Origin of the sequence: Streptomyces sp. NPDC051243, assembly GCF_044455405.1 — a bacterium.
In the GTDB taxonomy this organism is placed as follows: Bacteria; Actinomycetota; Actinomycetes; order Streptomycetales; family Streptomycetaceae; genus Streptomyces.
In genome coordinates this window covers 165045-186328 of record NZ_JBITES010000002.1, presented here as the reverse complement: position 1 = coordinate 186328, position 21284 = coordinate 165045, and the positions used below count along the sequence as shown (strand labels likewise).

General features: G+C 71.2%; 20 protein-coding genes and 1 riboswitch. Of the genes, 10 read left to right on the top strand and 10 right to left on the bottom strand.

The genetic code is table 11. The annotated features are described in order from the left end of the window. Nucleotides 1-36: 36 nt before the first annotated feature. Nucleotides 37-1320 (bottom strand): threonine synthase, encoded by a 1284-nt coding sequence (gene thrC, locus ACIBAG_RS04710; RefSeq protein ID WP_399100954.1) that lies wholly within the window; start codon nucleotides 1318-1320, stop codon nucleotides 37-39. A gap of 18 nt (nucleotides 1321-1338) precedes the next feature. Further along, nucleotides 1339-1514, bottom strand: a riboswitch (SAM riboswitch). Between the two features lie 160 nt (nucleotides 1515-1674). Between thrC and ACIBAG_RS04705 the strand changes: the two genes are divergently transcribed. After that, the gene (locus ACIBAG_RS04705; RefSeq protein ID WP_399101934.1) at nucleotides 1675-2619 is read left to right on the top strand and encodes a glucosyl-3-phosphoglycerate synthase; all 945 of its coding nucleotides are present in this window, start codon (nucleotides 1675-1677) and stop codon (nucleotides 2617-2619) included. A gap of 83 nt (nucleotides 2620-2702) precedes the next feature. Beyond that, complete coding sequence (locus ACIBAG_RS04700; RefSeq protein ID WP_399100952.1) at nucleotides 2703-4217, top strand: trehalose-6-phosphate synthase; 1515 nt, start codon at nucleotides 2703-2705, stop codon at nucleotides 4215-4217. On the opposite strand, the gene otsB is transcribed toward ACIBAG_RS04700, so the two are convergent. Genes otsB through ACIBAG_RS04685 form a run of 3 tightly spaced genes read right to left on the bottom strand, consistent with a single transcriptional unit; the run spans nucleotide 4205 to nucleotide 6686 of the window. Beyond that, nucleotides 4205-5101: a trehalose-phosphatase gene (gene otsB, locus ACIBAG_RS04695; protein WP_399100950.1), complete on the bottom strand. Its 897-nt coding sequence runs from the start codon at nucleotides 5099-5101 to the stop codon at nucleotides 4205-4207. The two genes, ACIBAG_RS04700 and otsB, sit on opposite strands and share 13 nt — an antisense overlap. Nucleotides 5102-5141: 40 nt before the next feature. Next, on the bottom strand, nucleotides 5142-5390 hold the full coding sequence (locus tag ACIBAG_RS04690; RefSeq protein WP_399100948.1) for a DUF3263 domain-containing protein: 249 nt from the start codon (nucleotides 5388-5390) through the stop codon (nucleotides 5142-5144). 60 nt (nucleotides 5391-5450) lie between these two features. After that, on the bottom strand, nucleotides 5451-6686 hold the full coding sequence (locus ACIBAG_RS04685; protein ID WP_399100946.1) for an ABC transporter substrate-binding protein: 1236 nt from the start codon (nucleotides 6684-6686) through the stop codon (nucleotides 5451-5453). Between the two features lie 175 nt (nucleotides 6687-6861). Here ACIBAG_RS04685 and ACIBAG_RS04680 point away from each other — a divergent pair, with 175 nt between their 5' ends. The 3 genes from ACIBAG_RS04680 (at nucleotide 6862) to ACIBAG_RS04670 (ending at nucleotide 10087) form a co-directional block, all read left to right on the top strand. Next, the gene (locus tag ACIBAG_RS04680) at nucleotides 6862-7806 is read left to right on the top strand and encodes an ROK family protein (protein ID WP_399100944.1); all 945 of its coding nucleotides are present in this window, start codon (nucleotides 6862-6864) and stop codon (nucleotides 7804-7806) included. 104 nt (nucleotides 7807-7910) lie between these two features. After that, a complete protein-coding gene (gene nagA / locus ACIBAG_RS04675) occupies nucleotides 7911-9017 on the top strand; it encodes an N-acetylglucosamine-6-phosphate deacetylase (RefSeq protein WP_399100942.1) in 1107 nt (368 codons plus the stop codon). Nucleotides 9018-9157: 140 nt separating this feature from the next. After that, nucleotides 9158-10087 carry a 1-phosphofructokinase family hexose kinase gene (locus ACIBAG_RS04670; RefSeq protein ID WP_399100940.1) on the top strand — a complete coding sequence of 310 codons (930 nt, stop codon included), beginning with the start codon at nucleotides 9158-9160 and terminating at the stop codon, nucleotides 10085-10087. 3 nt (nucleotides 10088-10090) lie between these two features. On the opposite strand, the gene ACIBAG_RS04665 is transcribed toward ACIBAG_RS04670, so the two are convergent. Together ACIBAG_RS04665 and cdgB are read right to left on the bottom strand one after the other, a co-directional pair. Next, the gene (locus tag ACIBAG_RS04665) at nucleotides 10091-11047 is read right to left on the bottom strand and encodes a carbohydrate-binding protein (RefSeq protein ID WP_399100939.1); all 957 of its coding nucleotides are present in this window, start codon (nucleotides 11045-11047) and stop codon (nucleotides 10091-10093) included. A gap of 118 nt (nucleotides 11048-11165) precedes the next feature. Further along, nucleotides 11166-12866: a diguanylate cyclase CdgB gene (gene cdgB / locus ACIBAG_RS04660; protein ID WP_399100937.1), complete on the bottom strand. Its 1701-nt coding sequence runs from the start codon at nucleotides 12864-12866 to the stop codon at nucleotides 11166-11168. A 339-nt stretch (nucleotides 12867-13205) separates the two neighbouring features. Here cdgB and ACIBAG_RS04655 point away from each other — a divergent pair, with 339 nt between their 5' ends. Continuing rightward, nucleotides 13206-13808: a flavin reductase family protein gene (locus ACIBAG_RS04655; RefSeq protein WP_399100935.1), complete on the top strand. Its 603-nt coding sequence runs from the start codon at nucleotides 13206-13208 to the stop codon at nucleotides 13806-13808. A 67-nt stretch (nucleotides 13809-13875) separates the two neighbouring features. Further along, entirely contained in the window at nucleotides 13876-14361 is a 486-nt protein-coding gene (locus ACIBAG_RS04650) for a GNAT family N-acetyltransferase (protein ID WP_399100932.1), read from the top strand. Nucleotides 14362-14610: 249 nt separating this feature from the next. Here the strand turns inward: ACIBAG_RS04650 and ACIBAG_RS04645 are convergent, their stop codons facing one another. Together ACIBAG_RS04645 and arfB are read right to left on the bottom strand one after the other, a co-directional pair. Continuing rightward, a complete protein-coding gene (locus tag ACIBAG_RS04645; protein ID WP_399100930.1) occupies nucleotides 14611-15525 on the bottom strand; it encodes a sigma-70 family RNA polymerase sigma factor in 915 nt (304 codons plus the stop codon). Nucleotides 15526-15636: 111 nt separating this feature from the next. Further along, a complete protein-coding gene (arfB, locus tag ACIBAG_RS04640) occupies nucleotides 15637-16065 on the bottom strand; it encodes an alternative ribosome rescue aminoacyl-tRNA hydrolase ArfB (protein ID WP_399100928.1) in 429 nt (142 codons plus the stop codon). 200 nt (nucleotides 16066-16265) lie between these two features. Between arfB and ACIBAG_RS04635 the strand changes: the two genes are divergently transcribed. Further along, entirely contained in the window at nucleotides 16266-16841 is a 576-nt protein-coding gene (locus tag ACIBAG_RS04635) for a TerD family protein (protein WP_399100925.1), read from the top strand. Nucleotides 16842-16922: 81 nt separating this feature from the next. Here ACIBAG_RS04635 and ACIBAG_RS04630 read toward each other — a convergent pair whose 3' ends face one another. Next, complete coding sequence (locus tag ACIBAG_RS04630) at nucleotides 16923-18356, bottom strand: M1 family metallopeptidase (protein WP_399100923.1); 1434 nt, start codon at nucleotides 18354-18356, stop codon at nucleotides 16923-16925. Between the two features lie 42 nt (nucleotides 18357-18398). Here ACIBAG_RS04630 and ACIBAG_RS04625 point away from each other — a divergent pair, with 42 nt between their 5' ends. After that, complete coding sequence (locus tag ACIBAG_RS04625; protein ID WP_399101932.1) at nucleotides 18399-18899, top strand: hypothetical protein; 501 nt, start codon at nucleotides 18399-18401, stop codon at nucleotides 18897-18899. Between the two features lie 275 nt (nucleotides 18900-19174). On the opposite strand, the gene ACIBAG_RS04620 is transcribed toward ACIBAG_RS04625, so the two are convergent. Next, nucleotides 19175-19930 (bottom strand): pentapeptide repeat-containing protein, encoded by a 756-nt coding sequence (locus tag ACIBAG_RS04620; protein WP_399100921.1) that lies wholly within the window; start codon nucleotides 19928-19930, stop codon nucleotides 19175-19177. Between the two features lie 160 nt (nucleotides 19931-20090). On the opposite strand from ACIBAG_RS04620, the gene ACIBAG_RS04615 reads away from it, so the two are divergent. Continuing rightward, nucleotides 20091-21266 carry an NAD(P)-binding protein gene (locus ACIBAG_RS04615; protein WP_399100919.1) on the top strand — a complete coding sequence of 392 codons (1176 nt, stop codon included), beginning with the start codon at nucleotides 20091-20093 and terminating at the stop codon, nucleotides 21264-21266. Nucleotides 21267-21284: the final 18 nt, after the last annotated feature.

The following is a 21284-nucleotide window of genomic DNA, read 5'->3' as shown; positions in this document are numbered from 1 at the left end:
CCACCGGCCCGCAGACGAAATCAGTGGGACAGGCCCCTAGACGAGACCCGCCTCGCGGAACGAGTCCAGGTTGGGACGAATGGTCGCAGTCAGGCCAGTACCGGCCACAGCATCCAGCGTCTTGAGACCATCGCCCGTGTTGAGGACAACCGTCGTCTTCGTCGGGTCGAGGACACCGTTCTCGATCAGCTTGCGCGTCACACCCACCGTCACCCCACCGGCGGTCTCCGCGAAGATGCCCTCGGTCCGGGCCAGGATCTTGATCGCGTCCACGACCTGCTCGTCCGTCACATCCTCCACGAAACCGCCCGTCCGCCGAGCGATGTCGAGCACATACGGACCATCCGCCGGGTTGCCGATCGCCAGCGACTTGGCGATGGTGTTCGGCTTCTGGGGCCGTACGACGTCGTGGCCGGCCTTGAAGGCGGTGGACACCGGCGAGCAGCCCTCGGCCTGCGCGCCGAAGATCTTGTACGGCTTGTCCTCGACGAGACCGAGCTTGATCAGCTCCTGCAGACCCTTGTCGATCTTCGTCAGCTGCGAACCGGACGCGATGGGCACGACCAGCTGGTCCGGGATCTGCCAGCCGAGCTGCTCGCAGATCTCGTACGCCAGGGTCTTGGAGCCCTCCGCGTAGTACGGCCGCAGGTTGACGTTGACGAAGCCCCAGCCCTCGCCGGCCGGGTCGCCGATCAGCTCGGAGCAGAAGCGGTTCACGTCGTCGTAGTTGCCCTCGATGCCGACGAGCTCGCCGCCGTAGACCGCGGCCATGACGACCTTGCCCTGCTCCAGGTCGTGCGGGATGAACACGCAGGAGCGGAAGCCGGCGCGGGCCGCCGCGGCGCCCACCGCCCCGGCCAGGTTGCCGGTGGAGGAGCAGGAGAGGGTGGTGAAGCCGAAGGCGCGGGCGGCCTCCAGGGCCTGGGCGACGACGCGGTCCTTGAAGGAGTGCGTCGGGTTGCCGGAGTCGTCCTTCACATACAGACCGCCGGTCACACCCAGCTCACGGGCGAGGTTGTCGGCCTTGACGAGCTTGGTCCAGCCGGGGTTGAGGTTCGGCTTGGTGGCCACGTCGGCGGGGACGGGCAGCAGGGCGGCGTAACGCCAGATGTTCGCGGGTCCCGCCTCGATCCGCTTGCGGAGCTCCTCGGCGTCGTAGGCCGAGAAGTCGTAAGCGATCTCCAGCGGGCCGAAACACTCCTCGCACGCGAAGACCGGGCCGAGCGGCACCCGGTGACCGCACTCGCGGCAGGACAGCGCCGCGGCGGGACCGAGGTCTACGGTGGAATCGGTGGTGCTTGCAACAGTCTGCACAGCCATGTGAGGCGAGGCCCTTTCTCCTCATCTTCCTCACGACGCATCTCGCCGTGAGACGGATTTGGCACCTTCCCTAGCCGGGAGCCTCGCGGAGACGATCAACGCTGATCGACGACGATCAACACTGATCTACGAGACCGGCTGGAGGGTTGCCGGGGCTTCATCGGGCCGTTTCCCTCTGCCCCTCTGGATGAGCTGTATGTGGTTGTTAACACCGGTTGACCCCGGACATGCGATGGTCATCCGCGTTGTTCAAGACTGTAACCGAAGGCCAGGACAGTTGAGATAGTCGTCCGAACCGCGAGATGGATCACACGGTTAGCAGATGTGATCACGAACAGTGAGGAGCCGCAGACTGTGCTGGAAGAAGTCGAGCGCTGGCTGAGCACCCGCTCCTGGTCCGTGACCGATCGCCCGCTGCACCAGCTCCTGGCCGCCAAACAGCGTACGGGTCAGTCGGTCTCCGTCGTGCTGCCCGCGCTCAACGAGGAGGAGACGGTCGGCGAGATCGTCGCGATCATCCGTCACGACCTCATGCACCAGGTTCCGCTCGTCGACGAGATCGTCGTCGTCGACTCGGGATCCACCGACCGCACCTCCGAGGTGGCCGCCGCCGCGGGCGCGACCGTGGTGCACCGGGACGAGATCCTGCCCCACATCCCGGCCGTGCCCGGCAAGGGCGAGGTCCTGTGGCGCTCCCTGCTGGTCACGAGCGGGGACATCGTCTGTTTCATCGACGCCGATCTGAAGGAGTTCTCCTCCGACTTCGTCTCCGGCATCGTCGGCCCGCTGCTGACCGACCCCGGGATCGACCTGGTCAAGGGCATGTACGACCGCCCGCTCAGGGGTGCGGCCGGCCAGGGCGGGCGCGTCACCGAGCTCATGGCCCGCCCGCTGCTGAACATGCACTGGCCGCAGCTGGCCGGTTTCGTGCAGCCGCTCGGCGGTGAGTACGCGGCCCGCCGCAGCCTGCTGGAACAGCTCCCGTTCCCCGTCGGGTACGGCGTCGAGCTGGGCATGCTGATCGACGCGCTGCACCTGGTGGGTCTGGACGCGCTGGCCCAGGTGGACGTGGGCGTGCGCAAGCACCGGCACCAGGACGGGCAGGCGCTCGGCCGGATGTCGGCCGCGATCTACCGCACCGCACAGCTCAGGCTCGCCCGCGGTCACCTGGTCCGCCCCTCCCTCACCCAGTTCGAGCGGGGCGAGGACGGGTTCGAGCCGCGTACGTACTCCGTGGACACCGAGGAGCGGCCGCCGATGGTGGAGATCGCGGAGTACGCCTCCCGCAAGGTGGCCTGAAGATTCCGGAGGTCGTATACGGCCCCTGCCAGAGAGGTGAACCGCACGTTTGAGCGGTTCCGGGCCGGGCTAGGTTGTGGCGTATGGCTTCCACGCAGGATGCGCAGGATGCGCACGGTGCTGCCAGGGTGCTGGTCGCGTCGAACCGCGGCCCGGTCTCGTACGAGGTGCGCGAGGACGGCTCGCTGCACTCGAGGAGAGGCGGCGGCGGAGTCGTCTCCGGGCTGTCGGCGATCGGGCCGGACGCGGGTGCCCTGTGGGTGTGCTCGGCGCTGTCGGACGGGGACCGCGAGGCGGTTCGGCGCGGGGTCGGCGAGGACGGCGTGCTGATGCTGGACATCCCGGCCGAGGTGCACTCCGACGCCTACAACGGCATCGCCAACTCGGTGCTCTGGTTCGTCCACCACATGCTGTACCAGACGCCGCTGGAGCCGGTCTTCGACGCGGAGTTCCGGCGCCGGTGGGCGTCGTACGAGACATACAACCGCGCGTTCGCGCAGGCGCTGGCCGAGCGGGCGGCGCCGGGGGCGGCGGTGCTGGTGCAGGACTATCACCTGTGCCTGGTGCCGGGCATGCTCCGGGAGCTGCGGCCGGACGTCCGGATCGGCCACTTCTCGCACACGCCGTGGGCGCCGCCGGAGTACTTCCGGATGCTGCCGGACGACATCCGCGCGCAGTTGGTGTGGGGAATGCTCGGCGCGGACCGGCTGGGGTTCCTGACCTGGCGGTGGGCGTACGCCTTCATGAACTGCGCGGGCGCCGTGGACGGCGAGCGGATCGTCCCGATGGTCCCGGTCCCGAGCAAGCCGCGCTGGATCGAGCACACGCCGACCGGACGTCCGCCCCTGCGCAAGACCTGGATCGGCGTGCACGGGCTGGGCGCGGACGCGGAGTTCCTGCGGGCCAGGTCGCACGAGTCCGACGTGGCCGAGCGCATGGCGGCGCTGCGGGAGGAGATCGGCTCGGCCCCGGACGGCAGGGCCCGCAAGACGATCGTGCGGGTCGACCGGACCGAGCTGTCCAAGAACATCGTGCGCGGCCTGCTGGCGTACCGGCAGCTGCTCGACGACCACCCCGAGTGGCGCGAGCGGGTGGTGCACGTGGCGTTCGCGTACCCCTCACGGCAGGACCTGGCGGTCTACCGGGAGTACACGGCGGAGGTCCAGCGGCTGGCGGAGGAGATCAACTCCCGCTACGGCACCCCGGGTTGGACCCCGGTCGTACTCCACGTCAAGGACGACTTCGCACGGTCGCTGGCGGCGTACCGGCTGGCGGACGTGGCGCTGGTCAACCCCATCCGGGACGGCATGAACCTGGTCGCGAAGGAGGTGCCGGTCGTCTCCGACGCGGGGTGCGCGCTGGTGCTGTCGCGGGAGGCGGGGGCGTTCGAGGAACTGCGCGAGGACGCGATCGAAGTGAACCCGTACGACGTCGTGGACACCGCACGGGCGCTGCACGAGGCGTTGTCGATGCGCCCGGAGGAACGGGCCGAACGCACGAAGCGACTGACAGCGGCCGCGACCGCCCTGCCGCCGGCCCAGTGGTTCCTGGACCAGCTGCACGCACTGGAGGAGGGGACGGCGGGTCAGCCCGCCTGATCCGCGATCGCCCGCAGCAGCCGTACGACCCCCTGCGGCCCGTCGACCACGACGTCCGCCCGCTCCGACAGCTCGGTGACCTCCTCGCTGCCGCTGCAGACCAGGAGGCCGGGGGTGCCTTCGGAGCGGAGTCCGTCGACGGCGGCGTAGGCGGGGAGGTCGCCGAGGTCGTCGCCGGCGTAGAGGACGGACTCGGCGCCGAGTTCACGGACGTACTCGCTCAGGGCCACGCCCTTGTCCATGCCGGGTGGGCGCAGTTCGAGGACCATGCGGCCCGGTTCGACGATGAGGCCGTTGCGGGCGGCGAGGTCGGTGAGGGGGGCGCGGAGGGCGTCGAAGGTACCCTGCGGGTCGGCCGCGCGGCGGGTGTGCACGGCCAGGGCGTGTCCCTTGTCCTCGATCCAGGTGCCCTGCGCGGCCCCGCTCCCCTCGAGGACGCCCGGCAGTTCGGCGCGGACGGCCGCGACGCCGGGGTGGGGGTCGGGCGCGGTCACCTCACCGCTGACGGCGTCCCAGCGCTCGGCGCCGTAGTGCCCGAGCACCACGAGGTGCTCCAGCCCCGGGACCCCGGCGAAACCGCCGTACCGCACGGCGACGTCGGCCGGGCGCCCGGTGATCACCGCGACGGCGGCGACCTTCGGGGCGAGCGCGGCGAGCGCCGGCAAGGCGTCGGGGTGGGCCCGGGCCTTCTCCGGGTCCGGCACGATCGGCGCGAGCGTCCCGTCGAAGTCGAGCGCGACCAGCGCCCGCGCCGGACGGGCGAGGATGGCGGCCAGCCCGTCGCGGCCCGGCCGGGTCGAGGGGACCGGCAGGGGGTCCACGGGATTGACGGAATCGATCGAGTCCGAGTCGGTCAGATCGTTCTGATCCTTGTGACTGCCCATACGCCGACCCTATCCAGGGAGCACCCGGCGTACCCCTCTCTCATCTCTCCGCCCGCCGCGCCTCCCGCACCCGCCGCAGCCGGTTCACCGTCACCGGGTCGTGGGCCAGGGCCCGCGAGTCGTCCAGCAGGGCGTTCAGGAGCTGGTAGTAGCGGACGGGGGCCAGGCCGAGTTCCTCGCGTATCGCGCGCTCCTTGGCGCCGGGGCCCGGAAAGCCCCGGCGTTCCAGGGCGAGGATGTCCCGCTCGCGGTCGGCAAGGGCGGCGGCCTCCGGCTGGTCCTGGTCCATGTGTCGCACCGTAGCCCCCGCCACTGACAACCGGCAGCCCCGACCACTGACAACCGGCGACTACTCCGCGCTCTCAGCCCGAGTCGCCGTCGACTGCAGTTGCCCCAGGACCAGCGACGGGCTGCTGCCGGACGAGACCGTCCCGCCGATGCGCTGCTTGACCTCCGCGCTGACCGCGGCCCAGGAGGTCCGGCCGACCGGGTAGAGCTCGGAGAGCGGGAGTTCCTCCAGGAAGGGCTTGAGATCGGCGTCCTGCTTGGCCGCGGTCATCACCGTGGAGGCGGAGTTGGTGACGGGAAGCAGGTCGTACTCCCGGGAGAACTCCAGGACGTTCTGCTCGTCGTAGACGAAGTTCAGGAACTCGCCCACCTGCTCGGCATGCCCGTTCTGCTTGAAGGCCATCATCCAGTCGGCCACGCCCATGGACATCTTGGTCGGCCCCTCGATGCCGGGCATCGGCACCATGCCGAACTTCACGCCCTTCTTCGCGGCCATCTGCATCAGCGAGGGATGGCCGTTGAGCATGCCGACGTCCCCGGCCGCGAAGGCGGCGAACGCGTCGGCCCGGTTGAGCTCGCCGGGCGCCACCGGACCCGTGAGCCCCTTGCCGACCAGGTTGCTCTTGAGCCAGTTGAAGGTGGCGACGTTCTCCGTGGAGTCGATGCTGTACGTGCCGAGGTTGGTGTCGGTGTAGCCGCCCCCGCCGCTGAGCAGCCACTGCATCGTCTCGGCCTGCGCCTCCTCGGGCCCCAGCGGCAGCGCGTACGGGTATTTCACGCCCTGCGCCTTGAGGGCCACGGCGTCGGCGGCCAGTTCCTTCCAGGTGGTCGGCGGGGTGAGGCCGGCCTTCTCGAAGAGGGTCTTGTTGTAGAAGAGCAGCCGCGTGGAGGAGGCGAAGGGGATGCCGTACTGCACGCTGTCCACCTGCCCCGCGTCCGCGAGCTGCGAGACGAGGTCGGCCTGGACGGGGATGGAGAGCAGGTCGTCGGCCGGGTAGAGGAGATCCTTGGCCGCGTAGTCGGCGTACGCGCCGATCTGCGCCATGTCCGGCGCCTCCCCGGCGTCGACCATCGACTTGACCTTGGCGTCGACGTCGTTCCAGGAGTACACGGAGACATCGATCGAGACGCCGGGGTGCTCGGCCTCGTACGCCTTGACGAGCTTGTCCCAGTACTTCTGGGAGCTGTTCGCCTCGCTGTCCCCGTAGTCCGCGGCGACCAGCTTCAGCGTCACCTCGTCCGAGCCGCCGGTCACCCCGCAGCCGCCGAGAACCGCTGTCAGTCCCAGCGCGGACACCGCCGCGATCGTTCCGGTACGCCACGTACGTCCCGTACGCCTACGCCGCTGCACGCAAACCCGCCTCACACCCACGTTCGAAAGCTTTCGAAACGTCATACATATTGCCTCCGTAAGGTCTACACCACGTAAGTGGACTAGACCTCTCGCGGGTGCGCAAGACACACTGTTCCCCGTGAGACATGTCATCGCCCTCGATGTGGGCGGCACCGGGATGAAGGCCGCCCTGGCCGGGGCGAGCGGCGCCCTGCTCCACCAGGCCCGCCGCCCGACCGGCCGCGAGCGCGGTCCGGACGCGGTCGTCGAGGGCATCCTCGACTTCGCCGCCGAGCTGCGCGCATACGGCGAACAGCACTTCGGCGAGCCCGCGGCCGCCGTCGGCGTCGCCGTCCCCGGCATCGTCGACGAGGAGCGGGGCATCGCCGCCTACGCGGCCAACCTCGGCTGGCGCGACGTACCCCTGCGCGAGCTGCTCACCGAACGGCTCGGCGGCGTCCCCGTCGCCCTCGGCCACGACGTACGCACCGGCGGTCTCGCCGAGGGCCGGATCGGCGCGGGCCGGGGCGCCGACCGCTTCCTCTTCGTCCCGCTCGGCACCGGCATCGCCGGCGCCATCGGCATCGACGGCCGGGTGGAGGCGGGCGCGCACGGCTTCGCGGGCGAGATCGGCCATATCGTCGTACGGCCCGGGGGCGCTCCCTGTCCGTGCGGACAGCGCGGCTGCCTGGAGCGGTTCGCCTCCGCGGCGGCGGTGACCGAGGCATGGGCCGCCGCCTGCGGGGACCCCGAGGCGGACGCCGCCGACTGCGCCAAGGCCGTCGCGTCCGGCGATCCGAACGCCGTACGAATCTGGCAGGAGGCCGTGCACGCCCTGGCCGACGGCCTGGTCACCGCCCTCACCCTGCTGGACCCCCGCACACTGATCATCGGTGGCGGCCTGGCCGAGGCGGGGGAAACGTTGTTCACACCACTGCGGAACGCGGTCCGGCAGCGGGTCACGTTCCAGAAGCTGCCGTCCATTGTCCCCGCGGCCCTGGGCGACACGGCGGGATGCTTGGGTGCCGGCCTACTGGCCTGGGATCTCCTCGACCAAACCGACGTTACGGAGGTATCTCCCTGATGCCAGCCCACCTAGGGGCGCGGGGAACTGCGCGACCAGCCACAACGAACCCGCAGCCCGCAACGGACAAAGCGCCCCTGATCCTGTCCGGCGCCAACGCGGTCATGCCCACAGGAACCGTCAAAGACGCCCAAGTAATCATCGACGGCACCCGAATCGCCGGCACAGCCCCGGAGAACGCCCACCGCCTCGACCTCACCGGCCACTACGTAGTCCCCGGCTTCGTAGACATCCACAACCACGGCGGCGGCGGAGCCTCGTTCACGTCAGGCACGCCGGACGACGTAGTCACCGGCATCCACACCCACCGCCTGCACGGCACCACCACCCTCGTCGCCTCCACCGTCACCGGCGACATGGACTTCCTGGCCCAGCGGGCCGGCCTCCTCTCCGAGTTCGCCGAGCAGGGCGACATCGCCGGCATCCACTTCGAGGGCCCGTTCATCTCCCCGTGCCGCAAGGGCGCGCACTCCGAGGAGCTGCTGCGCGACCCGGACCCGGCGGAGGTCCGCAAGCTGATCGACGCCGCGCGCGGCCACGCGACGATGGTCACCCTCGCCACCGAACTGCCGGGCGGCATCGACTCCGTACGCCTCCTGGCCGATCACGGCGTCATCGCGGCGATCGGGCACACGGACGCGACGTACGAGCAGACGGTGGAGGCGATCGACGCGGGCGCGACGGTGGCCACGCACCTGTTCAACGCGATGCCGCCGCTCGGCCACCGCGAGCCGGGCCCGATCGCGGCCCTGCTGGAGGACGAGCGCATCACCGTCGAGCTGATCAACGACGGCACGCACCTGCACCCGGCCGCCCTGCAGCTGGCCTTCCGTCACGCGGGCGCGGACCGGGTCGCGTTCATCACGGACGCGATGGACGCGGCCGGCTTCGGCGACGGCCACTACATGCTCGGCCCGCTGGAGGTCGAGGTCGCCGACGGTGTGGCACGCCTGGTGGAGGGCGGCTCGATCGCGGGGTCCACCCTCACCCTCGACCGCGCCTTCAAGCGGGCGGTGACCATCGACCGGCTGCCCGTCGAGGACGCCGTGGCGGCCCTGTCCGCCAACCCCGCCAGGCTGCTCGGCCGCTACGACCGCATCGGCTCCCTGGAGCCCGGCAAGGACGCCGACCTGGTGATCCTGGACGCCGACTTCGACCTCAAGGGCGTGATGCGCCGTGGCGAATGGGTGGTTGAGCCCCAACTGGGGTGATCTGTCCGGCTGTTGAGGGCGGTGGTTGTCCTGCGAGACTGGGACGGCCGCCGCCCGTTTGGCATGATCAAGGCCTCCGGGCGGCACGTCCGGCAGACAGACGGCGAACACATTCCGAACTTCGGGGGAGGTCGGCCCAGGTGATCCTCACGGTCACGCTGAACACCGCTCTCGACATCACCTACCGGGTACCGGCGCTACGACCCCACGCGTCCCACCGCGTCTCCGAGGTGACCGAACGCCCCGGCGGCAAGGGCCTGAACGTGGCCCGGGTGCTGGCGGCCCTCGGCCACGAGGTGACGGTCACGGGCTTCACGGGCGGCGCGACGGGACGCGTGGTGCAGGACCGGCTCACCGACACGCCGGGCGTGGTGGACGCGCTGGTCCCGGTCAGCGGACCGACCCGGCGCACCATCGCCGTCGTCGACGAGCACACCGGCGACACGACCCAGCTCAACGAACCCGGCCCGACGATCAGCGCCGCCGAGTGGTCCGCCTTCCAGGAGGCGTACGTGGACCTCCTCGCGTCGGCGTCCGCGGTGGCGCTGTGCGGCAGCCTGCCGCCGGGGGTGCCGGTGGGGGCGTACGCCGGTCTGGTCCGGGCCGCGAAGGCCGCCGACGTGCCCGTACTGCTGGACACCAGCGGAGAGGCACTGCGCCGGGGTGTCGCCGCCCGGCCGGACATCATCAAGCCCAACGCCGAGGAACTGGCCGAGCTGACCGGCTCCCACGAGCCGTCGCGTGCCACGCAGGACGCGCGCAGGCGCGGCGCCCGAGCGGTCGTCGCCTCCCTCGGCGAGGCGGGCCTGCTCGCCCTGGCCCCCGAGGGCCGCTGGCGCGCCACCCCGCCCGCCCGCCTGCGCGGCAATCCGACGGGCGCGGGCGACGCGGCGGTCGCGGGTCTGCTGTCGGGCCTGGCGGAACGGCTGCCGTGGCCGGACCGGCTGGCCCGCGCGGCGGCCCTGAGCGCGGCGAGCGTCGTGGCGCCGGTGGCCGGGGAGTTCGACCGGGTGGCCTACGAGGAGTTGCTGAAGCGGGTGGCGGTGACCGCCGAGGTCACCGCCGCCTGACGGCTACGACTTGTACCAGCCCTTGACCAGCCACATCTGGTCGAGGAGGGCGTCGCACTGGTTGCCCTGCTCGCAGGACAGCTTGATCGTGTTCGTGCCCTTGTTGAGCTGGATCCAGTTGTAGGTCTTCGTCCAGCCCTTCTCGTAGTCGCCCTCGGGCCCGTTCGCCCAGTTCTTCAGGTCGACCGGCGAATCGGAGGGCGTGTCATTGACCGTGAGCGTGGCGTTCTGGTCCTTGCCCGGAACGCTGTAGCCGACGAAGACGGTGTACTTGCCGGACTTCGGGATGTCGCTGACCGTCCAGGTGACCGAGGAGCCGACCGCGTTGAACCCGTTCACGTAGACGCCGCCGTCCGCCTGGGCGCCCTTGATGTCGGACGCGAGGGCGGCGGTGCCGCCGAGGGCGAGAGCCTTGGCGTCGATGGTCGGCAGGTCGTCCTCGGCGGCCGCGCTGTTGCTGTTCGACGGGCTCGGCGTGGTGCTCTGCTGGGACTGCGTCGGCGTCGCCCCGGCGTCGTCGGTCTTGTCACCCGGGTCGTCGTCGCCGCCCAGGATCGCCACGCTGATGCCGATGACGACGGCCGCGACCACGGCGATCGCCCCGATCAGCAGCCCCTTGGTGTTGGGACCGCCGCCACGCCCGGCACCGGAGCCGCTGCCGCCGCTGTACGCCGACTGCTGCTGGGCCGTCGGTGCCCCGCCGGGAAACGTCTCCGGGGCGGCGTAGTGCGCGTTCGGCTGGCCGTACGCGCCCTGCTGCTGCGGCATCTGGCCGTGGGGCGCCGCCGCCTGCTGCTGGCCGTACTGGCGCTGCCCGACCGCTCGCACCCGGTTGACCGAGTTCGGGTAGCCGTAGCCACCGGACGGGGGCTGGGCGCCGTTGGCCTGCCCGTCGGCGTAGAGGTAGCCGAACGGGTCGTCGTCCTCGGGCGTGCTGGCGCCGTTGTTGCCGGACGTCATCCCTTGGTACTCCTCACCAGGTGCGGGCGTTGCGATAGGACGGTCAGAATGGCGAGCCTACCCGCTCCTGCTGGCCCAAACGGGTGACTCAGACCGCATCAGCTCGCTGACCTGGGATTCATCCCGCGCGTCTGTGTTGTTTGGGACGAGATCGTTTCTCTACGTACATCCGCTCGTCAGCGGACTTCAACACTTCGTCCGCGGTCATGCCGCAGTGTGCCCACCCGATGCCGAAGCTGGCGCCGACACGGACCGCCCGCCCCTCGGCCCGGATCGGCTGGATGATCTCGTTGCGCAGACGTACGGCGAGGTCCTGGGCGTCGGCCCGGCCGAGTCCGTCGGCGAGGATCACGAACTCGTCGCCGCCGAGCCGGGCGACGGTGTCGCCGTCGCGGACCCCGCGGGAGAGGCGCCTGGCGACCTCGATGAGAACCGCGTCACCCGCGTTGTGCCCGAACCGGTCGTTGATCGACTTGAAGCCGTCGAGGTCGCAGAAGAGCACCGCGAGCCCCTTGGTGCCGTCGTCACGCTCGCCCTCGGCCGGCGGGGCGACGGTGTGGACATGGTGGTCGTAGCCGTCGAACGCGGTCGTGGCCGGCCGGAAGTCGAAGCCGTGGCCGTTGGCGTCGTAGACGGCGGGGTGACCGTAGGCCGCGTCCGTGGACTCCAGGGCACCCATGGGGATCCCCCCGCCCCGAGCGGAGTCGAGGGCTTGCGGGAGGGTGGGGCGCTCGCACAGCCGGGCGGAGAGGCGGGAGCGCAGCTCGGCGGAGTTCGGCAGGCCGGTGAGCGAGTCGTGGGAGGCGCGGTGGGCGAGCTGGAGCTCGCGGCGCTTGCGGTCCTCGATGTCCTCGACGTGGGTGAGCAGGAAGCGGGGGCCGTCGGCGGCGTCGGCGACGACGGAGTTGCGCAGTGAGACCCAGACGTACGTGCCGTCGCGACGGCCCAGCCTGAGCTCCGCGCGGCCGCCCTCGGCGGACGTCCGCAGCAGCGTGCCGATGTCCTCGGGGTGGACGAGGTCGGAGAAGGAGTAGCGGCGCATCGCCGAGGCGGGGCGGCCGAGCAGACGGCACAGGGCGTCGTTGGTGCGCAGGATCCGGCCGTGCTGGTCGCCGCCCATCTCGGCGATGGCCATGCCGGAAGGGGCGTACTCGAAGGCCTGCCTGAAGCTTTCCTCACTGGCCCGCAGGGCCTGCTGGTCGCGCTCCAGCCTGACCAGGGCCCGCTGCATATTCGCGCGTAGACGTGCGTTGCTGATGGCGATGGCGGCCTGGAACGCGTACATCTGGAGCGCCTCGCGGCCCCAGGCGCCCGGCAGCCGGCCGTTGCGCGGCCGGTCCACGGACAGGACCCCGATCAGCTCGCCGCAGGCGCCGCCCTGCACGCCGGGCGTGTACATCGGCGCGAAGAGGCGGTCGGAGGGGTGCCACTCGTCCTCGAAGCGGGGCGCGGGGCCGTCGGTGTACCACTGCGGGACGTCGTCGTCGTCGAGGACCCAGCCCTCGGTGTGCGGGATGAAGACCAGGTCGCCCCAGTGCTCGCCCATGCTCAGCCGGCGCTCCCACGACTCACGGGAGCCGACGCGGCCGGTGATGAGGGCCTCGGCCGCGGGGTTGCCGGAGAAGGCGGCGACGACGAGGTCGCCGTCGGGGCGCACGAGGTTGACGCACGCGAGCTCGTAGCCGAGGCCGGTGACGACGCCGTCGGCCACGGCCTGCAGCGTGTCCGCCAGGCTGCGGGCCTTGTTCATGTCCGCCATGACCTGGTGCAGCTGTCGCAGGGTCGCAAGACGGACATACGGCTCCGACTCGGTCTCCATGCTCGCCCTCCCCCCGAGACCTCGCAGCGAATCAAGGGTTCTACTTCGGCGTAACGTCCCTTGCTAGTTCCCCGCCACTGAATCACAGCGCGCTGCCCACTCGGTACACAGGGTCAACAATTAATGGCCCTTGTGACTCAAGTCACAGGTAAACGTGAACAATTGAGCGGTGTTTCTGCGTTTTTCCTGTGCGTTTACTGAACACAGACTTTGTGCGTCTGTGGAGATGCCGACGAAAGGTCGCTCCACCACCGGCCGCCGGTCCGTCCGCGGTCCTAGGTCCGTTCTCGGGCGAAGGCCCGATGTGAGGAGCGCGGGTGTGAGATTAGCGTCTTCGGCGTGCCGAACACTTCCCCGCCCCTCGCGCCGCCCGTGACCGCCGTCCTCCCCGCCTCCCGGAGCGGCTCCGGGCATGCTGAGGGAGTGAGCAACGACGAGTTCCGTGCCGCCATGTCGCGGCTGGCCGCCGGAGTGGTCCTGGTGACCGCGCTGGAGCCGCCGCTGGACCCGGACGACCCGCACGCTCCGGCCGGCGAGGACGTCGGCATGACCGCGACCGCGTTCATGTCGGTGTCTTTGGACCCGCCGCTGGTGCTGGTCAGCCTGCGCGAGGGCTCCCGCATGGACGACCTGCTCGCCGAACAGCCCCTGTGGGCCGTCTCGGTGCTCTCCGAGAGCCAGCGCCAGATCGCCGGCCGCTTCGCCATGAAGGGCCGCGTCAGCGACCGCCTGCTGTTCGCCGACATCCCGTACGTCCGCGGCAGGGAGTCCGGCGCTCCGCTGGTGGGCGGCGCGCTGGCCACCCTGGAGTGCCGCACCGAGCAGCGGGTGACCGCCGGCGACCACACCCTGGTGATCGGCCGCGTCCTGTCGGCGTCACTGCCGGGCGCGGAGGGCGGCCCGCTGACGTATTTCCGGGGCCGTTACCGGCAGTTGGGATGAACTCGACGGACGGGGCCGACAGATAATTCCATGGCGGGTAAATGATCATCCGCCATACCGTGCCCGGATGACGTCGACCACTTCATTGCTCCGCCTCGAGGAAATCACACCCGCGAACTTCGAGGCGGCCACCGGCATACGGGTACGCCCCGATCAGGAATTCGCGGTCTCCCCCGTGATGCAGTCCTTGGCCGAGGCATACGTCCATCCGGCCGGTGTCGCCTGGCCCCGCCTGATCGTCGACGGCGAGCGCCCGGTCGGCTTCCTGATGGCCTTCTTCGACATCGACTGGCGCGGCGACGGCACCCTGTTCCGCTCGGGACTGTGGCGCCTGAACATCGCCGCCGACGAACAGGGCCGGGGATACGGCCGGTTCGCGGTCGAGTCGGTCGCCGCGGAGATCCGCCGCCGGGGCGGCAGCCGGCTGTACGTCACCTGGCACCCCGGCCCGAACGGCCCCGAGAACTTCTACCTCGGCCTCGGCTTCCGCCCCAACGGCGAGACCAGCGAGGGGGAGACGGTGGGGGTGCTGGAGCTGGACCGGCCGGAGTGAGGCAACCGCACCGGACCCGGCGGCCGGAGTGACCAGCCGGACGGACCGGCCGGACGGACCGTCCGGACTCCCGGCAACCGGACCGGATCCGCCGGACCGAACGGCCGGACGGAGCCGCCGGACCGAGGCATCTGGCCGGGCCGGTCGCACCGCACCGGCCGTTGCACGGACCGGGCCGGTCGCACCGCGCCGCACCGGCCGGCCGACCGGACCGAACCGCTCGCACCGAGCCGTCGGACGCACGGTCGGCTAAACCGGCCCGATGTCCAGCCGGGACACCCGCCCGGGGTCCGTCACGATGTCGATCACGGCGATCCGATCCCGTACGAACGCAAACCTCAGCGCCCGTACCACTCGCCCCTCGGCGAGCACCACGAGCCCCGGCACGCCGTCGACCAGCGCGGCCCGCCCGGCCCCGCCGAGGGGACCGAAGGTCGCCGCGCCCCGCGCCACCGCCGCCGCGCCCGTGGTCACCGCGACCTCGGTGCGCGCGACGACGTCCGGGTCGAGGACATCGAGGAGCCCCTCGAAGTCCCCCTCCCGCGCGGCCGCGAGGAAGGCGTCGACGACCTCCCGCTGCCTGCGCTGCCCGGCCGGTCCGGCCTCGGACGCGTCGACGCCCTGAACCCGGCGCCGGGCCCGGCTGGCGAGCTGCCGCGCGGCCGTCGGCGTACGGTCCACGACGGCCGCCACCTCGTCGTACGACACCCCGAACAGGTCGTGCAGCACGAACGCCAGCCGCTCGGCGGGCGTCAGGGTGTCCAGTACGACGAGCAGGGCGACGCCGACCGAGTCGGCGAGGAGGACGTCCTGTTCGGGGTCGGGCACGGTCGTGGAGGCGAGGGCCGTGGGCGCGGCGGGCGGCGGCGCGGCGGCGTCCAGGGGCTCCTCGGCGCGGGACCTGCGGGAGCGCAGCATGTCCAGGCAGACCCGGCCGACGACGGTCGTCAGCCAGCCGCCGAGGTTGTCGACCCGGGTGGTGTCGGAGCGGCTCACCCGGAACCAGGCCTCCTGCACGGCGTCCTCGGCCTCGGCGGTCGAACCCAGCATGCGGTGCGCCACGGCACGCAGCTGACCCCGGTGCGCCTCGAAACGCTGGGCGAGGAAGTGGGGGTCATGGGTGCTGTGGGTGCGGGGGGTGCCGTGGGTGCCGTCGGCGCTCATCTGTCGCAGCCTCTCGTCGCGGTCCGTCGTCAGTTGTCTGACGGATCACGCGACACGGATGTGACGGCGGCGGGGTGGACGCCGCGTCCGGCCCCTTCCCCCCAGTCCCGCTTACCCCCAGTCACGCCCGGACCGCCCGCGCTTGGTCTCCGAGCGCTGCTTCTTCTCCCTCAGCCGCCGCTCGTTGATCCCGCGGGGGATACGGGTGGCCTTGCGCGGCTTCGGCGGCGGGGCCGTCGCCTCGGCGAGGAGCGCGGCGAGGCGTACGGCGGCGGTCTCGCGGTTGCGCCACTGGGAGCGGTGCTCGGAGGAGCGCACGGTGACGACACCGTCGACCAGCCTCCCGGCCAGCCGCTGCAGCGCCCGCTGCTTCCACACCTCGGGCAGCGCCTCGGTCCCCGCCAGGTCGAACCGCAGCTCGACCTGCGAGTCACTGGTGTTGACGTGCTGGCCGCCCGGGCCGCCGGAGCGCGAGAAACGCCACATGAGCTCGGCCTCGGGAAGCGGGACGGAGCCACGGATGACGTATGGACCGGACATGCCTCCATGTTCCCGTCTCTGTCCGGTCCACGTCACGCGAATATCCCCTGGGCCCCGCCTGAGTACCTGAGCCTGAGTCCCTCAGGGTGCTCTTTGGCAAAGAAAGTAAAGACACCTGGAACCTGCGGTACCCCTCTCCGCGTTGGTAGGGGTAGCTGTAGCTTCTAGCCGTACCGCAACGAGGGAAGGGACTCCCAACAATGGCTGTAAGCCTGTCCAAGGGTGGCAACGTCTCGCTCACCAAGGAGGCTCCGGGCCTGACCGCCGTCACCGTGGGCCTCGGCTGGGACGTCCGCACCACCACCGGCACGGACTTCGACCTCGACGCCTCCGCGATCGCCGTGAACGCGCAGGGCAAGGTCTACTCGGACGCCCACTTCGTCTTCTTCAACAACAAGCAGACGCCGGACAACACGATCGTCCACACCGGCGACAACCGCACCGGCGAGGGCGCCGGCGACGACGAGGCGATCAACGTCAACCTGGCCGCCCTCCCGGCCGACATCGACAAGATCGTCTTCCCGGTCTCCATCTACGACGCCGAGTCGCGCTCGCAGAACTTCGGCCAGGTCCGCAACGCCTACATCCGCATCATCAACCAGGCCGGCGGCGCCGAGATCGCCCGCTACGACCTGTCGGAGGACGCGGCCACCGAGACCGCCATGGTCTTCGGCGAGCTCTACCGCAACGGCGCCGAGTGGAAGTTCCGCGCGGTCGGCCAGGGCTACGCCTCGGGCCTGGTGGGCATCGCGCAGGACTTCGGCGTGAACGTCTGACCGAAGGTGCCCTGAGCGGGAGCCCCTGGCTGCGGTGTGCCGCGGCCGGGGGCTCCCGGCGTTGGCGGCCGGACCCGGCTGTCAGGGCCGGCCGGGCTTCCCGTCGCCGTACAGCCAGTCCTGCCAGATCGGCGCGAAGTCCTTGTCCGGCGCCTTCTCCTCCACGTACGCCGTGAAGTCGTCGGTGTCCGCGTTGCCGTGGCGGTGAGCCTTCGCCCAGCCCTGGACGATGTCGTAGAAGGCGTCGTCGCCGACGGTCTGGCGGATCTTGTGGATGACCATCGCGCCACGCTGGTAGACGGGCGCGGCGGAGATCTGCTCGGCGCCCGCGGGCTCGGCGGGCGGAAAGGCCCAGAGGTCCTCGTGTTCGTCCTCGCCGTGGTCGTACAGGGCGTCAAACGTCTCCTGCGCGCTGTCGCCGCCCTCGTCCTCCTCCCACAGCCACTCGGCGTACGTCGCGAAGCCCTCGTTCAGCCACATGTCGCGCCAGCTCTTCGGCGTCACCGAGTTGCCGAACCACTGGTGGGCGATCTCGTGGACGAGCAGTTCGATGCCGGGGGCGCCGGGGAAGACGGGCCGGTTCTGGGTCTCCAGGGCGTAACGGGAGGCGTGCTTGCGGGCCACGATCGCACCGGTGGAGGAGAAGGGGTAGGGACCGAAGTTGTACTCGGCCCACTCCATGACCTCGGGGATCCGGGCGAGGGCCGCACGGGCGGGGCCGTTCTCGGAGGGCACCACGGCGGTGTAGACGGGCAGTTCGCCGCCGGCCGCGCCGGGGACCGTGGCGCGGCTGATGTCGTAGTCGCCGATGGCGAGGGTGGCGAGATAGCTCGCCATGGGCTCGGCGGTGTGCCAACGGAACGTCGTGCGGCCGCCGCTGGTCGTCCGGTTGGTCAACTCACCGTTGGAGACGGCCTCCAGTCCCTCCGGCACGGTGACCGCGAGGTCGTACGACGCCTTGTCGGACGGGTGGTGGTTGCCGGGGAACCACGCCATGGACCCCGTCGGCTCGCCGAGCGCGAGCGCGCCCCCGCCGTCGTCGTCGGGAAGCCAGCCCTCCTCGGAGCCGTCGGGGTCGGTGAGGGTCTGCGGGGTGCCGGAGTAGCGGACGGTGAGCAGGAAGGTCTCGCCCTTGTCGAGGTCGCCGTGCGGGCGGACGACCAGTTCCTGGCCGTTGCGGCTCCAGCGGGCGCGCTCGCCCTCCACGGTGACCCGCTCGACGTCCATGCCCTTCAGGTCGAGGTCGAAGGCGGAGAGGTCCTGGGTGGCGCGTGCGGTGATCTCCGCCGTACCGGCGAGGCGGCGGTCGTCGGGGTCGTACGCGAGGTCCAGGGCGTAGTGGGTGACCTCGTAGCCGCCGTTGCCCGCCTTGGGGAAGTACGGGTCGCGTACACCTGAGCCGCCGGGCGTGCCCCGGACACCGCCGTCGCATGCGGTCAGGGCGAGGGCGAGCAGGGCACAGCCGACGGCCGTGAACTTCCGGGCGGCCGGGACAACGGACTCAGAACGGGACACGTCAGTGATCCTATGAGCGCGAGCCGTGACACCATCACCTCCGTGCTCGACATCGGCTACGCCCTCTCCACCCGCTTCCCGGACCCCCCGCAGACGGACTACCGCCGCGCGGACGTCCGTGCGCTGCGCCGCGACCTGTTCTGCGGCGACGTCTACCTCGCCGACACCAAGGCCGACCGGGAGCTGTCCACAGCCTGGGGATGGGTGCCGGTGCTCGACTTCGCCTGGGCCCTGTGCGACATCGCCGAGCGACTGGACCGCGACCCGGCCGGCTCCCGCGCCTCCCGCCCGCAGCGGGCCGAACTGGACTTCACCGAGTCCACGGACCGCATGCTCTTCGAGCGCCGCTTCGGCTGGGTGGACATCGAGGCGGACTGGATGCCTGCCGAGGAACCCCCGCTGACCTTCTCGCACGCCGAACTGCGCCGTGAGGCCCGCGACTTCCTGCACGACCTGCTCGCCGACCTGATCGACCTGCACGAGGACCTGGGCGAGAACCCGGCGATCTGGACCCTCCAGGCACGCTTTCCCCGGGTGCCGTAGCTCCGGGACAGGGCTCCGCCCACTTGTCGGCGTGGACCGGCGGGTACCGGCGGAGCTCTGACCAGGCACCCCGAGCGCACGGCCAGACAACGAAGGAGCCCCATCCCGTACGACTTCGGGATGGGGCTCCTGATCCGAGCGCCGGGCAGGCCTTGCACCTGCATCTCCCCGCAGGAAGCGGGACGTCTTTCCTTGGACCACCAACGCATCACCGACCGCCAGGAGTTCTGGCGAGCAGCTCTGCATCAATCATACCGGACCCGTTGGGGTGCCGATCACCGGCCGACCTGGCCGCCGACCGCACCGCCGGCCTCACCGGCCGCCTCCACCCGCACCCCCATCTCCGCCGCCAGCGCCGGTGCCAGATCCAGCAGTTGTGCCGGACTGATCACCGCCCCCGCGAGCCGCTCCACGCCCCGCGCGATGTCCAGCTCGGCCGCCCCCCGCAGATCCACGTCCGTCAGCGTCACCCCACTCAGGTCGGCCGCCTTGAGCGCGCAGTCCACGAACTCCACCCGCTCCAGGCGGGCGCCCCCGAAGTCCGGCTCGACCAGGACGCAGCCCTCGAAGACGACGTCTCTCAGCTTGGACTTGCGCAGGTTCAGGTAGTCGATCTTGCCGCCCCGGATCAGGACCCGCTCCAGGACGGCGCCGTGCAGCTGCACCCCGCCCAGCCGGGCGTCCACCAGTTCCACATCACGCAGGGTCGACTCGGCGAGGTCGGTGCCGACGCCCCGTGGCGCCGTCAGGACGGAGTCCAGGATCCGGGCGTGCCGCAGTCCCGTCTCGTCCAGGGCGCAGCCCCGCAGCGCGCAGTCCATGAACCGGGCGCCCGAGCCGTCCTGCCCGGTGAGGTCCTCCGCGCGGAACTCCAGGCTGTCGTAGTCCCCGTCCGGCTCCAACCGCCCGTCCCGGTACGGCTCCAGCGGCGGCAGCCGCACCTCGGGCCGCCGCGCCCCCCGCACACCGGTCCGTCCGGCGCCGGCACCCCGGCCCGCACTGCCGCCCTCACCCATCGCTCTCCTCGCCATGCCCCCATGCTGCACCCCGCCACTGACAATCCCCGCGACCTGCGAGAACGCCGCCGATGTCACATTCCGGGGGCCTCGGACCGTCGTACTCACGAAGAAGGCGGGAATCGCGACCCGAGCAAGCCCGACCAATCCCCGAGCAAGAGGGAGACCCCCAGCCATGCACCGCATCACCGTCATCGGCGGCGGCTTCGCCGGACTCACCGCGGCCATCACCGCCGCCGAGGCGGGCGCCAAGGTCACCGTGTACGAAGCCCACCACACCCTCGGCGGGCGGGCACGGACCGCCGAGGGGCCGTACCGGACCAACGAGGGACCGCACGCCCTGTACAACGGCGGCCCGCACTGGGCCTGGCTCAAGCAGCGCGACCTGATCGGGCCGCTCGCGCCGATACCGCCCCTGGAGGCGGCCCGGCTGCGACTGCGGCACCGTGGCGCGCTGCGCCGTACGCCGCCCTTCGCCATGCTCAAGCTGCTGCGGCGCGGTCTGCCGCAGGCTCCCGTCGACATCGACTTCCTGACCTGGGCCACCGGCATCGCCGGCGAGGAGGGCGCGCGGGCGGCCGCGCACTACTCCGCGGTCGCCCTGTTCCACCACGACCCCGGCTCCCTGTCCGCCGCGTTCGTGCAGGAGCGGCTGCGCCGGGCCACCAAACTGCCGCCTGAGGCGCACTATCCGAGGGGCGGCTGGGCGACCGTGATCGACCGGATGGCGGCCCGGGCCTGGAACCTGGGGGTGCGGATGGAGACCCTGTCCCGCGTCGGCGAACTCCCGACCGACACGCCCGTCGTCGTCGCCACCTCCCTCGACACCGCCCGCCGCCTCCTCAAGGACGACTCCCTGACCTGGACCAGCGGCCGTACGACGCTCGTCGATCTGGCGGTGCGCACCCGGCGCGGGGACGCCTTCGCCGTGTCCGATCTCGACGCGACCGGGTGGCTGGAGCGGTTCACCGCGCAGGACCGGTCCCTGGCACCGGCGGGCGAGCAGCTGATCCAGGGTCAGCTCCCCATCGGCCCGCACGAGTCCAAGGCCGACGGCGTCGCCCGCGCCGAGCAGTTGCTCGACCTCGGCTTCCCCGGCTGGCGCGAACGCGTCACCTGGCGGCGGGAGTCCGTCGCGAACGGCCGTACCGGTGCCGTCGACCTGCCCGGCACGAGTTGGCGGGACCGTCCGGCCGTCGACCGCGGCGACGGCGTCTATCTGGCGGGGGACCAGGTCGCCGCTCCGGGCGTGCTGTCCGAGGTCTCCTTCAACAGCGCGCTCACGGCCGTCTCCCTGGCCCTCGGCAAGCACACCGCCGGCCGGCACCCCCTTGACCTCAAGCAAGCTTGAGGTCGCAGCATCGTTCAG

Excerpts from the sequence above, each read along its gene's own strand:
- thrC (WP_399100954.1), bottom strand. The coding sequence starts at position 1,320 with ATGGCTGTGCAGACTGTTGCAAGCACCACCGATTCCACCGTAGACCTC.
- ACIBAG_RS04700 (WP_399100952.1), top strand. The coding sequence starts at position 2,703 with ATGGCTTCCACGCAGGATGCGCAGGATGCGCACGGTGCTGCCAGGGTG.
- otsB (WP_399100950.1), bottom strand. The coding sequence starts at position 5,101 with ATGGGCAGTCACAAGGATCAGAACGATCTGACCGACTCGGACTCGATC.
- ACIBAG_RS04690 (WP_399100948.1), bottom strand. The coding sequence starts at position 5,390 with ATGGACCAGGACCAGCCGGAGGCCGCCGCCCTTGCCGACCGCGAGCGG.
- nagA (WP_399100942.1), top strand. The coding sequence starts at position 7,911 with ATGCCCACAGGAACCGTCAAAGACGCCCAAGTAATCATCGACGGCACC.
- ACIBAG_RS04665 (WP_399100939.1), bottom strand. The coding sequence starts at position 11,047 with ATGACGTCCGGCAACAACGGCGCCAGCACGCCCGAGGACGACGACCCG.
- cdgB (WP_399100937.1), bottom strand. The coding sequence starts at position 12,866 with ATGGAGACCGAGTCGGAGCCGTATGTCCGTCTTGCGACCCTGCGACAG.
- ACIBAG_RS04650 (WP_399100932.1), top strand. The coding sequence starts at position 13,876 with ATGACGTCGACCACTTCATTGCTCCGCCTCGAGGAAATCACACCCGCG.
- ACIBAG_RS04645 (WP_399100930.1), bottom strand. The coding sequence starts at position 15,525 with ATGAGCGCCGACGGCACCCACGGCACCCCCCGCACCCACAGCACCCAT.
- arfB (WP_399100928.1), bottom strand. The coding sequence starts at position 16,065 with ATGTCCGGTCCATACGTCATCCGTGGCTCCGTCCCGCTTCCCGAGGCC.
- ACIBAG_RS04635 (WP_399100925.1), top strand. The coding sequence starts at position 16,266 with ATGGCTGTAAGCCTGTCCAAGGGTGGCAACGTCTCGCTCACCAAGGAG.
- ACIBAG_RS04620 (WP_399100921.1), bottom strand. The coding sequence starts at position 19,930 with ATGGCGAGGAGAGCGATGGGTGAGGGCGGCAGTGCGGGCCGGGGTGCC.
- ACIBAG_RS04615 (WP_399100919.1), top strand. The coding sequence starts at position 20,091 with ATGCACCGCATCACCGTCATCGGCGGCGGCTTCGCCGGACTCACCGCG.